This is a genomic window from Sphingomonas sp. CCH5-D11 (assembly GCF_001557395.1).
In the GTDB taxonomy this organism is placed as follows: domain Bacteria; phylum Pseudomonadota; class Alphaproteobacteria; order Sphingomonadales; family Sphingomonadaceae; genus Sphingomonas.
Window position 1 is genome coordinate 32,757 of record NZ_LSKH01000108.1, and the last position, 12,088, is coordinate 44,844.

Genomic DNA, 12,088 nt, shown 5'->3' on the forward strand with positions numbered 1-12,088 from the left:
GGCGGCATGGATCGCCCGCCGCGGCCCATGGCTGCTGTTGAGAGAGGAGCGGGGGAACGCGCCAGTCAATCGATGACGACAGGCGATTTTGCCCATATGGGATAACACCATCGTGCCCGCGCTTCATGCCCTTGCCAATCCTGCGCGCTTCCTGAAGATCGCGCGACCGCTGACCGCCGTGCTCGGCTGGGCAGGGCTGGCGCTGATCGTGATCGGTTGCTGGGCCGGGCTGACGCAGACGCCGCCCGATTACCTGCAGGGCGAATCAGTGCGCATCATGTACGTTCACGTGCCGTCCGCCTGGCTGGGGATGGGCGGATGGAGCGGGATTGCACTTTCCAGCATCGCCTATCTTGTCTGGCGCCATCCGCTGGCCGACGTGGCGGCGCGCGCGATCGCGGTGCCGGGCGCGGCCTTTGCCGCAGTCTGCCTGATCACCGGCGCGATCTGGGGACGCCCGACGTGGGGCACCTATTGGCAGTGGGACGGCCGACTGACCTCCATGCTGCTGCTGTTCTTCGTGTACCTGGGTTATATCGCGCTGGCGCGGGCCGATCGCGAGCGCGGCGGCGACGGCCGGATCGCGGCTTTGTTCGGCATTGCCGGCACGGTGCTGCTGCCCATCATCCGCTATTCCGTGATCTGGTGGAACACGCTGCACCAGGGGCCGAGCATCGGACTGACCCGGTCCACCATCGACGCCTCCATTCTCTGGCCGCTGCCGATCATGCTGAGCGGTTTCAGTTTCCTGTTCGGGGCCATTGTCCTGATGCGGATGCGCGCCCTGCTGGCGATCGCGAAGGCAGAAGCGCGGCTGCGGCGGAGGGCGACGGCGTGAACGCCTGGCCGTTCGTTATCGCTGCCTATGCGGTGGCGCTGGGCACATGCGCGATCATCGCGCTGGCGAGCCTATGGGCGATGCGGCGCGCCGAGAAGGACAGACGATGAAGGCGAAGCATCAGCGGCTCTGGCTCGCGGGCGCCGCGCTGCTGGCGGTTGCCGTGGCGGCGTTGCTCGCGCTGTCCGGCCTGAAGGATCAGGCCGCGTTCTTCTATGCGCCGTCCGATGTTACCCCGGAAGTGCTGGTCGCCGGCCGCGCCGTTCGCCTTGGCGGGATGGTGGCAGGCGGATCGGTGGTCCGGGCGGCGGATGGCGTCACCGTCCACTTCCGCGTCACGGACGGACGAGCGACGACGCCGGTCAGCTTCGCCGGCATCGTGCCGGACCTGTTCCGCGAAAATTCCGGCGTGGTGGCGGAGGGACGTTTCCAGCGCGACGGTTCGTTCATCGCCTCCAACCTGCTGGCCAAGCACGACGAGAAATACATGCCGCCCGAACTTGCGGGCAAGATGCACGAGACCAAGAGCCTGGACCAGTGATGGGCTATGTCGCCCTGGCGGTGATCGGCGCGCTGGCCTTTGCCGCCCTGCTGCTGCTTCGGCTGCCGCGGCTGGTCTGGTCCTTCGCAGGCGCGGCGCTGTTCCTCGGCGCCGCCGGCTATGCCTGGCAGGGCCGGCCGGCGCTCGCGGCAGCACCGGCAAGGCCCGCGGCGAGCCCCGTGCCGGTGGAACCGGAAAGCGTGATCCTGCGCGAGCGGCTGATGGGCCGGTTCACGGCGGACACCGCTTATCTTGTCGCGTCGGATGCGATGCTGCGCGCCGGTGATCGGCGTGCCGCAGCGCAGGTGGTGATGGGCGGCGTTCGCGCGATCCCGCGCAGCTTCATCCTGTGGACGCAGCTTGGCAGCAATCTCGTGATCCTCGATGGCGACCAAGTATCGCCGGCGGCGAAGCTGGCGTTCGGGCGCGCCATGCAGCTAGCGCCCGAGCATCCGGCACCGCCATATTATGCCGCAATCTCCTATATTCGGGCAGGCGATCTGCCGATGGCGCGGCGGCTGATGGCGCGCGCCGTGTCGCTGTCACGCGACGGCACCGAATATAAGCGGCAGCTCGCCGGCCAGTTGCTCGTGCTCGAACGCTATATGGCAGCCGTGGAGCAGACCGGACGATAGTCCCCGACCGGGCGGGACGGATCCGCCGGTCAATCTGCTCGTTCGGCAGCCTGATGCCGTTACTTGCCCCGACCGGTCTTGTCCTGAAGCGCATCGATCCGTTTCGATGCCTCGGCCTTGGTCAGCTCTTCATCGAACTGCTCATGCGCCTCTTCGCTCAAGGTCTTGAGATAGCTGGCCTGCGCGCCCGTCATCGGCTCATCGCCAGTGGTCCAATCGTCCGGGTCCTTTTCCGCGTTCGAGAACGGCTCACTCTTGGGGTTGTTGTCCGACATGTCGGTCTCCTTCAAACGTGGAACTCATCCGTTCCGGTAATGTTCCCCTTGCGGCGCAGGTGCGAAGTGCTAGGCGCGCCCAGGCTTTTACAGGATGACGGTGGTTTTCTTCCCCTTGAACCTGGCGCTGGTTGACTGTCGGTGAGCACAGTTGCTCCCCCCGTCACGCCGGCCATCACGCCACATCACCATCACGGTGATGGGCTGGGCAAGCTGGCGCTCGGCGCGATCGGCGTCGTCTATGGCGACATCGGCACCAGCCCGCTTTACGCGATGAAGGAAGTGTTTGTCGGTCACCACCCGCTTGCGGTGGACCGGCTCCACATCTTCGGCGTGCTGAGCCTCGTCTTCTGGTCGCTCGTGCTGATCGTGACGTTCAAATACGTGATGGTCATCCTGCGCGCCGACAACAACGGAGAAGGCGGGAGCCTGGCGCTGCTCGCCCTGATCCAGCGGCGGAGCGGCGCGGGGAAGCGATGGGGGCCGAGCCTCGTCATGCTCGGCGTGCTCGCAACGGCCATGTTCTTCGGCGATTGCATGATCACGCCCGCCATGTCGGTGCTGTCCGCTGTGGAGGGGCTGGCGACGGTGGAGCAGACGTTCGACAGTTTCGTCATCCCCATCGCGGTGACGATCCTGATCGGCCTGTTCTATCTCCAGTCGGTCGGCACGGCGCGGGTCGGCAAGTTGTTCGGCCCGATCATGGTGGTCTATTTCATCACCTTGTCGGTGCTCGGCCTCATTCACGTGATCGCGCAGCCGGAGATCCTGCTGGCGCTCGATCCGCGATGGGCGGTGCGCTTCGCCGCGACGGACGGGACGTTGGCGTTTCTGGCGCTCGGCTCGGTGGTGCTGGCAGTGACGGGGGCGGAAGCGCTGTACGCCGACATGGGGCATTTCGGACGCAAGCCGATCGCCTTTGCCTGGCTGTGGTTCGTCTTCCCTGCGCTGATGCTCAATTACCTGGGGCAGGGCGCGTTGATGCTGGCTGACCCGGCCAGCGCCAAGAACCCGTTCTTCCTGATGGCGCCGGAGGAATGGCGCCTGCCTCTGGTCATCCTCGCCACCATGGCGACCGTGATCGCCAGCCAGGCGGTGATCACCGGCGCTTATTCGGTGGTGCAGCAGGCGGTGCAGCTTGGCCTCATGCCGCGGTTGCGGATCGACCACACCAGCGCGTCGGCGGCCGGGCAGATCTACATTCCGTCGATCAACTGGGCGTTGATGGCGATGGTGCTGCTGCTGATCCTGGGCTTTCAGGAATCGTCGAACCTTGCCGCCGCTTATGGCATCGCGGTGACGGGCACGATGTTCATCTCGACCTGCATGGTGGCGGTGCTGATCCAGCGCGTCTGGCACTGGCCGCTGGCGGCGGTGCTGCCGTTCGTCGCCAGCTTCCTGCTGATCGATGGCCTGTACCTGTCGTCGAACCTGACGAAGGTGCCGGACGGCGGCTGGTTCCCGCTGCTGGTGGCGATCATCGTCTTCATCCTGCTCACCACCTGGGCGACCGGGCGCAAGCTGATGCTGGAGCGGATGCGCGAGGGCGCGATGCCGATCAAGGTGTTCATCGGCTCCGCGGCCAACAGCGCGACCCGGGTGTCAGGGACGGCGGTGTTCATGACCTCAACGCCAGAAGGCGTGCCGCCGGCGCTGCTGCACAATCTGAAGCACAATCGGGTGCTGCACGATCGCGTGATCCTGCTGACGGTGAAGGTGACGGACATGCCGTTCTTCCCGGAGCAGGACCGGTTCAACCATGAGGCGCTGGGCGAGGGCTTCCACCGCGTGATCCTGCGTTACGGCTTCATGGAATCGCCGGATATCCCGGCGGCGCTCAAGTCCTTTGATCGCTGCGGCGGCGAGTTCCGGATGATGGAGACGAGCTTCTTCCTCTCCCGCCAGACGCTGCTGGCCTCCGCGCATCCGGGCATGGCGCTATGGCGCGAGAAGCTGTTCGCGTGGATGCTGCGCAATGCGGAAAGCGCGATGGAGTTCTTCCGCCTGCCGACGAACCGCGTGGTCGAACTCGGGAGCCAGATCGAGATTTGAGCGGCCAGCCTCCGGCTCCGATCATCGTGACCGCCGTGTTCGGGCGGTCCGACCAGGCGTGGTTCGACGATCTGCGGCAACGGCACTTCCCGCCCGAGCGCAACGTGCTGGCCGCGCATCTGACGATGTTCCACCACCTGCCGCCCAGCGCGGCCGACGAGCTGAAATGGCGGCTGGCAGAGGAAACGCGCGGCGTGCCCGCGCCGGCCGCGGCGCTTGCGGGCCCGTTCTCGCTCGGGCGCGGCGTTGCCTATCGCATTGACAGCGCCGGCCTGGAGGCGGTGCGCGCGCGGATTGCCGAGGCGTTTGCCGGCCTGCTGACGCCGCAGGACCAGGCTGGCTGGCGGCCGCATGTGACGGTTCAGAACAAGGTGGAGCCAGCAACGGCAAAGGTGCTGCTGGCGGACCTCAAAGCTGCGTTCCGGCCGCGCCCGCTCATCATCGATGGGCTGGCGACATGGTGGTATCGCGGGGGGCCTTGGGAGCCGCTTTCCCAGCACCGCTTCCGGCGGGATTAGCGCGCAGGCGCATCGGCGCGCCACCCCGGCGAGGGTGCGATCAGGCGTTGCTGTTGTCGGAAAATGGTAGCGGAGGAGGGACTTGAACCCCCGACACGCGGATTATGATTCCGCTGCTCTAACCAGCTGAGCTACTCCGCCCCAAGGGCATTCACCGCGACAATTCCGCCGGGCGAGGCGCGCCTGATAGCAGCGCTTTCGCCCGGGTCAAGCGGGAACGCCAAAGAGATCGTGTTCGTCCGCATCCTCGATCGTGACGCTGACGATATCGCCTTCCGAAAGATGGCCGGCGTCACGCAGGTGCACCTCGCCGTCGATCTCCGGCGCATCGGCATAGGAGCGGCCAGACGCGCCCTCCTCACCGACCGAATCGATGATGACCTGCAGCGTGCGGCCGACCTTCGCCTGAAGCTTGGCAGCGCTGATCGCGGCCGTTCGCTCCATGATGCGGGCGTAGCGTTCTTCCTTCACCTCCTCGGGCACCGGATCGGGCAGGGCGTTGGCGCTGGCGCCTTCCACCGGCTCGAACCGGAACGCGCCGACGCGATCGAGCTGGGCTTCGTCGAGCCAATCGAGGAGATACTCGAAATCGGCCTCCGTCTCGCCCGGAAAGCCAACGACGAAGGTCGAGCGGATCGCGATGTCCGGGCAGACCTCTCGCCAGGCGCGCAGCCGGGCGAGGACCTTTGCGTCATTCGCCGGTCGCTTCATGGCGCGCAGCACATTGGGTGCGGCGTGTTGGAAGGGAATGTCGAGGTAGGGAAGCACCAGCCCCTCGGCCATCAGCGGGATGACCTGATCGACGTGCGGATAGGGGTACACATAGTGGAGCCGCACCCAGGGGGCGATACGGCCCAGCTCCCGGGCGAGATCGGTCATGTGCGCCCGCACCTCGCCGCCGCCCTTCAGCGGATAGGCTGCGTGGCGCAGGTCCAGCCCATAAGCGGACGTGTCCTGGCTGATGACGAGCAGTTCCTTCGTGCCCGCCGCGACCAGCTTCTCCGCCTCGCGCAGGATCGCGTCCGGCCGGCGGCTGACGAGATCACCCCGCAGCGACGGGATGATGCAGAACGAGCAGCGGTGATTGCAGCCTTCGGAAATCTTGAGATAGCTGTAGTGCCGCGGCGTCAGCTTCAGCCCGGCGTCGGGCACCAGATCGATATAGGGCGAAAGGTTCGCGGGCGCGGCCTCGTGCACCGCTTCGACCACCTGTTCATATTCATGAGCGCCGGTGATCGCGAGCACGTTGGGGAAGCGGGCGCGAATCACCTCGGCTTCCTTGCCCATGCAGCCGGTGACAATGACGCGGCCGTTCTCCGCGATCGCCTCGCCGATCGCCTCCAGGCTTTCTTCCTTGGCCGAGTCGAGAAAGCCGCAGGTGTTAACGAGCACGACGTCCGCACCCGCATAATCGGGAGACATGTGATAGCCGTCAGCACGCAGCTGGGTGAGGATGCGCTCACTGTCCACCAGGTTCTTGGGACAGCCGAGCGACACCATGCCCACGCGGGGCGGTGAAGGAAGACGCGTTGCCATGAGTGCGCGCGCACATAGTGCGGGACGAGCCGTTTTGCCATATGCTCGCCGAATCAATCATCTTGCGCTACCCGGTTCGCCTCGCAGGGGCGCGAGGAGTAGCGTGGGGGTGATGCGATGCTGGCGATCGGGCTGATGTCCGGGACGTCACTCGATGGAGTGGACGCGGCGCTGATCGAAACGGACGGCGAGCAATCCGTGCGCTCGATCGCGTTCCGCGGGGAAGCCTATTCGGATGCCGCGCGGGCGCAACTGGCGGCGGCGACGGCGCTGGCGCTGACCTTTGAACGGCCGCGCGCCAACCCCGAAGTGATGGCGGCGGCCGAACTCATCACCCGAACCCATGTGCTGGCCGTGCAGAAGCTGCTGCGCGACGCAGGGCTGCGGGCGGGCGAGGTCGATGTGATCGGCTTTCATGGGCAAACCGTCGCGCACCGGCCGGATCGTCGGTGGACGTGGCAGATCGGCGATGGCCAGGCGCTTGCCGATGCGACGGGTATTCCGACGGTCGCGGATCTGCGCAGCGCTGACGTCGCCGCGGGCGGGCAGGGCGCGCCCCTTCTGCCGGTGTATCATGCCGCGCTGACCGCCGGGCTGGATCGGCCGCTGGCGGTGCTGAACCTCGGCGGCGTGGCCAATATCACCTGGATCGGCAGCGACGGTACATTGCTCGCGTTCGACACCGGCCCGGCCAACGGACTGATCGACAGCTGGGTGGAAGCGGAGACGGGCGCACGGTTTGATGCGGGCGGGGCGCTTGCCGCCGCGGGGCGGGTCGATGAGTCAGTGCTGACCGCGATGCTGGACCACCCTTTCTTCGCCCAGCCGGCGCCCAAGTCCCTGGACCGCAACGACTTCACCATCCAGCCAGCGCGCGGCCTGAGCGCAGCGGACGGCGCCGCGACGCTGACCGCCTTCACCGCCGCGAGCGTCGCCGAGGCGTTTCTGCTGCTGCCAGAGCGGCCGAAACGCCTGCTGGTCGCGGGCGGCGGCCGGCACAACCCAGTCATGCTGCGGATGATTTCGGACAGAATCGGCCTGGATCCGGAGCCGGTGGATGCCCTTGGCTGGAACGGCGACGCGATCGAGGCGGAGGGCTTCGCCTATATGGCCGTGCGGAATCTGAAGGGGCTGCCGATCTCATTCCCGGGCACAACCGGCGTGCCCGGGCCGATGACCGGCGGCGTGCTCCACCAACCGCAAAGCCGCGCCGAGCCGTAAGCTGGCGTTCGCCGCTGCCGCAGGAACGGATCAGCGATCGACGGTGACGGTGGCGGGGTGGTGCCGATCGAGGTGGCGCTTGATTGTCTTCAGGTTGCGGGTGTTGGACCGGAAGAAGAAGTCGGCAGCGTCGCCGACGATGGGGACGAGGCCGAGCAGCGCATCGAAGCCGACGCGCGCGCCCATTCGGGTAAGCTGCAGCTTGCTCATGCCCAGATTGCGCGCCTCCCAGACGATATAGGCGCCCATGGCGGCGGCTACGGCATCGCCGATCACCGGAACGAAGCCGAGCAGCACGTCCAGCCCGACCTTTCGGTTCAGGCCCGGAACGGTGACCATGCCCTCCAGCAGCTGCTCCATCGCCTCCACGCGGCGGCGAATGGAGGCCGGATCACGGCCGAGCGGCAGGCTGGCCATGTAATCGGGCGCTGGACGGAAATCGGCGTTGGTCATTGAGATCAATTGGGGTCGCGGCGAACCCCATTCAACGGGTGCCACGCTCGTTCATTCGGCTGCCAGGTGCGAAGGCGTGGCGCCACCAGCGACCAGCGCAGCGGCCGGGCGATCGGCACGAAGGCGACGTCGTCCGCCAGCAGCCGATCCGCCGCGGCAATCGCGCGCGCGCGTTCGGCCAGGGAAGGGGCGAGGCGGGCAGCCTCGATCGCCTGGGTCGCGGCCTCGCTGCAGGTCTGGCACGCATGGCCGAGATACCAACGGCCGCTGTCGAACGGCGCAACGGCATCGATCAGGCGAAGGTCCGCTTCGTCATCGGGCGCGACCCGGACCGGCCGGATGCCGACGGCGTAAAGGTCCGCGGCGATACGGGCCCAGAGCAGCGTGCCGCCCGCGCCGGCGGGCAAGGCGATCCGGATGGTGGGCGTGTCATTACCCGCCTCCCGCCATGCCGCCACCCGTGCGCGGGCCGTGGCCTGCCTGTCCTGCGCCGCCACCGCCTGCCATGGCGCCTTGGCCGGCGGAGACGCGGAATCAAGCGCAGCGGGCAGCAGATCCTCCGTTGCCTGCCAGCCGGGCGCGAACGCCTGCACCAGAGCGCCGCGATCGATGGCCAGCGCAATCGCCGCCCGGTTCTCCGCCGCTGCGAGGAATCCCTCAGGGCGAGAAACGGCCAGGCCGAACAGCCCCGCTGCCGGATCAAGCCGGACATCGGCATTTTCGATCCCGGCAGCGGCAACAAGCGGCCATTCGGCAATCGTGCCGCCGGTAAACAGATCGGAGCGGCGCGCCGAGAAGCGGGCGATCCCGGCGGCGGGACGTTCCGCGATCAGCAGGACGTCATCCTCCGGCTGCGGCTCTTCCTGCTCGTCGGCGGCGCGATCGGGATCGGGGATCGGCCGCAGCCTGGTGATTTGGCCGCTCTTACCCACGATACGCATCGGGCCGCTGCCGATGCTGCGCCGGGGATGAACGATGGCCATGTCGGGCTGGGCGAAGAGCTTCAGAAGGTCCGGGCGCGGCCGGGACAATTCGATCTGGATCACCTCCGGCGTCATCTCAACGATCGAGTCGAGCGCCGTCAGATAGGGGGACAGCGGATTGCGTGCCCGCTGCTGGAGCCGGCGACGAAGGATCGCAACCACCTCCGCGGCCCGCATCGGGCGACCATCAGCCCAAGGCGTATCACGCAGGCGGAAGATGTAGGTGCGCCCTTCGTCCGTGACGATCCAGCGCGCTGCCACGCCCGGCACGATCTGACCGGCGGCGTCGAACCGGACGAGGCCCTGCGCGACGCTGTCGGTGAGCAGCCGGCGCGCCATGTCGTTATCGTCAATCGGCGCAAGCGACAGTTCGGGTTCCGCGCCATTGGCGCTGACGATCACCGCGCCGACATCCGGCCGGCGTTCGCATCCGGCCGTCGCCACGGCCAGCGCAAGCATGATGGTGCGGACGGCGGGACTCGAACCCGCACGCCCATACGGGCAGAAGATTTTAAGTCTCCGGCGTCTACCGGTTCCGCCACGTCCGCGCATCACGTGCGCCGAAAAGCGGCACGGAAGCGCCGCCGTCAAGCGTTCAGACGTTCAAACGCTGACGCATTTCCTTGCCCGGCTTGAAATAGGGCACGCGCTTCGCCGTGACTTCGACCACCTCGCCGGTGCGCGGGTTGCGGCCGGTGCGTGCGTCGCGCGCCCGAGTCGAGAAGGCGCCGAAGCCACGCAATTCGACGCGGCCGTCCTCCGCCAGGCGCCGGACGATCTCATCGAAGAAGGTGGAAACGATAGCCTCGACCTCGCGCACCGACAGACCAGGGTTGGTCTCTGCCAGATGCTGCACCAGTTCCGATCGGATCATTTGCCCCGCCCTTGAAGTGCCACCGAGCCTACGTGGCGTGTGGCGTTCTTAATACAGGTAAAGTTTGCGCGGAATAGGAGCGACAAGCGATTATCGACCAAAAGAATGGTTTATACCGCAAAAAAGAAGGGCCGGGCGGCTGATGCCACCCGGCCCCACGGCCCAAAGAAGGCCGCAGCAATTACTGCTTGTTCTGACGAGCCTTCAGCGCCTCGCCGAGAATGTCGCCGAGCGACGCGCCCGAGTCGGACGAACCGTACTGCGCCACGGCCTGCTTCTCTTCGGCGATCTGCATTGCCTTGACCGAGAAGGTCGGCTTCTTGGAACGATCGAAGCCGGTGACCATCGCGTCGAACTTCTGGCCGACCTGGAAACGCTCCGGACGCTGCTCGTCACGGTCGCGGCCGAGATCGGTGCGCTTGATGAAGCCGGTCGCGCCATCGTCGCCCGCCTGAACCTCGAGGCCCGCATCGCGGACTTCGAGAACGGTAACGGTGACGACCTGGTTCTTGCCCAGGTTGCCGGCCGAAGCCGCTGCGCCGCCCGCAACCGGGGCACCACGCTCGAGCTGCTTCATGCCGAGGCTGATGCGCTCCTTCTCCGGATCGACGTCAAGCACGATGGCCTGAACCGTCTCGCCCTTGCGATGCAGGTTGAGCGCGTCCTCACCCGAAACACCCCATGCGATGTCGGACATGTGAACCATGCCGTCGACATCGTTGTCGAGGCCGATGAACAGGCCGAACTCGGTGGCGTTCTTGACTTCGCCCTCGACCGTCGTGCCGACCGGATGCTCGGCGGCGAAGCGCTCCCACGGGTTCTGCTGCGCCTGCTTCAGGCCCAGCGAGATGCGACGCTTGTCGGCATCGACCTCGAGCACCACCACGTCGACTTCCTGCGAGGTCGAGACGATCTTGCCCGGGTGGACGTTCTTCTTGGTCCAGGACATTTCGGACACGTGGACGAGGCCCTCGATGCCCGGCTCCAGCTCAACGAACGCACCATATTCGGTGATGTTCGTGACGCGGCCCGACAGCTTCGCGCCGACCGGATACTTCTGGCTGGCGCCATCCCACGGATCGCTCTCGAGCTGCTTCATGCCGAGCGAGATGCGCTGCGTGTCCTTGTTGATGCGGATGATCTGCACCTTCACCGTGTCGCCGATGTTGATCATCTCCGACGGGTGCTGGACGCGCTTGTAGGAGAGGTCGGTGACGTGCAGCAGGCCGTCGATGCCGCCCAGGTCCACGAAGGCGCCGTAGTCGGTGATGTTCTTCACCACGCCGTCGATGATCTGACCCTCGGCCAGGCTCTGGATCAGGCCCGAGCGCTGCTCGGCGCGGGTCTCTTCCAGCACGGCGCGGCGCGAGACGACGATGTTGCCGCGCTTGCGGTCCATCTTCAGGATCTGGAACGGCTGCGGGATATCCATCAGCGGCGTGACGTCACGCACCGGACGGATGTCGACCTGCGAGCCCGGCAGAAAGGCCACGGCGCCGTTCAGGTCGACGGTGAAGCCGCCCTTCACGCGGCCGAAGATCACGCCCTCGACGCGCGCGGTCTTGGCGAATTCGGTCTCCAGCTTGTCCCATGCGGCTTCGCGGCGTGCGCGGTCGCGCGACAGCATCGCTTCGCCATGCATGTTTTCCACGCGGTCGACATAGACTTCGACTTCGTCACCGATCTTGAGATCGGCCTTCTGACCCGGCGCCGGCGCGAATTCGCGCAGCGGCACGCGGCCTTCGCTCTTCAGGCCGACGTCAATGACGGCGAGGTCATTCTCGATGCCGGTGACGGTGCCGAGCACCACGCGGCCCTCGAAGCTGTCGGCGCCGCCGAACATGTCATCGAGCATTGCCGCGAAATCGTCACGCGTGGGATTTGGCTGTGTGGCCATAAAAATGGTTTGTCCTAATCAGTTCGTTTCCGGCCAAGCGGTTGGTTCCGCTGGTCTTGGCCTTCACCGCCGCGCCGGCCGCACGCCGGAGCAGCATCCAGACAGAAAGGGGAGCGAGGGCTTCGATGCGCTTACGCGAAAAGGGCGCGCGAGACGCCGCTCCGCACCATGCCTCCGCGAGCCCCAGCCCGCCGGACGGCGCGCCTTACTGCAAAGCGGCGTCTGGAGCAAGGTACACAGGCGTTCCCCAAGGGGCATAGGCCAT

General features: G+C 66.6%; 12 protein-coding genes and 2 tRNA genes. 6 read left to right on the forward strand and 8 right to left on the reverse strand.

Annotated elements, in window-relative coordinates:
• Positions 1-112: 112 nt before the first annotated feature.
• The 3 genes from ccmC to AX702_RS07115 all read left to right on the forward strand — a co-directional run bounded on the left by ccmC (position 113) and on the right by AX702_RS07115 (position 2,014).
• On the forward strand, positions 113-838 hold the full coding sequence (gene ccmC, locus AX702_RS07105; protein ID WP_066777960.1) for a heme ABC transporter permease CcmC: 726 nt from the start codon (positions 113-115) through the stop codon (positions 836-838).
• A gap of 106 nt (positions 839-944) precedes the next feature.
• Positions 945-1,379 carry a cytochrome c maturation protein CcmE gene (ccmE, locus tag AX702_RS07110; RefSeq protein WP_066778065.1) on the forward strand — a complete coding sequence of 145 codons (435 nt, stop codon included), beginning with the start codon at positions 945-947 and terminating at the stop codon, positions 1,377-1,379.
• Positions 1,379-2,014, forward strand: coding sequence for a hypothetical protein (locus tag AX702_RS07115; RefSeq protein ID WP_066777963.1), 636 nt, complete (start codon positions 1,379-1,381; stop codon positions 2,012-2,014). The genes ccmE and AX702_RS07115 overlap by 1 nt, the downstream gene beginning before the upstream one ends.
• Positions 2,015-2,073: 59 nt before the next feature.
• On the opposite strand, the gene AX702_RS07120 is transcribed toward AX702_RS07115, so the two are convergent.
• Entirely contained in the window at positions 2,074-2,289 is a 216-nt protein-coding gene (locus AX702_RS07120; protein ID WP_066778072.1) for a DUF3072 domain-containing protein, read from the reverse strand.
• Between the two features lie 141 nt (positions 2,290-2,430).
• On the opposite strand from AX702_RS07120, the gene AX702_RS07125 reads away from it, so the two are divergent.
• Both AX702_RS07125 and AX702_RS07130 read left to right on the forward strand, forming a co-directional pair.
• On the forward strand, positions 2,431-4,341 hold the full coding sequence (locus AX702_RS07125; RefSeq protein ID WP_066777966.1) for a potassium transporter Kup: 1,911 nt from the start codon (positions 2,431-2,433) through the stop codon (positions 4,339-4,341).
• A complete protein-coding gene (locus AX702_RS07130; protein WP_066777969.1) occupies positions 4,338-4,859 on the forward strand; it encodes a 2'-5' RNA ligase family protein in 522 nt (173 codons plus the stop codon). The genes AX702_RS07125 and AX702_RS07130 overlap by 4 nt, the downstream gene beginning before the upstream one ends.
• Positions 4,860-4,923: 64 nt before the next feature.
• Here AX702_RS07130 and AX702_RS07135 read toward each other — a convergent pair.
• Positions 4,924-5,000: transfer RNA gene (locus AX702_RS07135), tRNA-Met, on the reverse strand.
• Positions 5,001-5,066: 66 nt separating this feature from the next.
• Complete coding sequence (gene rimO / locus AX702_RS07140) at positions 5,067-6,395, reverse strand: 30S ribosomal protein S12 methylthiotransferase RimO (protein WP_066777972.1); 1,329 nt, start codon at positions 6,393-6,395, stop codon at positions 5,067-5,069.
• Between the two features lie 117 nt (positions 6,396-6,512).
• On the opposite strand from rimO, the gene AX702_RS07145 reads away from it, so the two are divergent.
• Complete coding sequence (locus AX702_RS07145; protein WP_066777975.1) at positions 6,513-7,616, forward strand: anhydro-N-acetylmuramic acid kinase; 1,104 nt, start codon at positions 6,513-6,515, stop codon at positions 7,614-7,616.
• A gap of 30 nt (positions 7,617-7,646) precedes the next feature.
• On the opposite strand, the gene AX702_RS07150 is transcribed toward AX702_RS07145, so the two are convergent.
• The 5 genes from AX702_RS07150 to rpsA all read right to left on the reverse strand — a co-directional run bounded on the left by AX702_RS07150 (position 7,647) and on the right by rpsA (position 11,823).
• Positions 7,647-8,069, reverse strand: coding sequence for a DUF4112 domain-containing protein (locus AX702_RS07150; protein ID WP_066777977.1), 423 nt, complete (start codon positions 8,067-8,069; stop codon positions 7,647-7,649).
• Positions 8,070-8,074: 5 nt separating this feature from the next.
• The gene (locus AX702_RS07155; RefSeq protein WP_066778074.1) at positions 8,075-9,511 is read right to left on the reverse strand and encodes an ABC transporter substrate-binding protein; all 1,437 of its coding nucleotides are present in this window, start codon (positions 9,509-9,511) and stop codon (positions 8,075-8,077) included.
• 2 nt (positions 9,512-9,513) lie between these two features.
• Positions 9,514-9,600 (reverse strand) — tRNA-Leu (locus AX702_RS07160).
• 47 nt (positions 9,601-9,647) lie between these two features.
• Complete coding sequence (locus AX702_RS07165; protein WP_066777980.1) at positions 9,648-9,926, reverse strand: integration host factor subunit beta; 279 nt, start codon at positions 9,924-9,926, stop codon at positions 9,648-9,650.
• A gap of 181 nt (positions 9,927-10,107) precedes the next feature.
• On the reverse strand, positions 10,108-11,823 hold the full coding sequence (gene rpsA / locus AX702_RS07170; RefSeq protein WP_066777982.1) for a 30S ribosomal protein S1: 1,716 nt from the start codon (positions 11,821-11,823) through the stop codon (positions 10,108-10,110).
• Positions 11,824-12,088 lie beyond the last annotated feature (265 nt).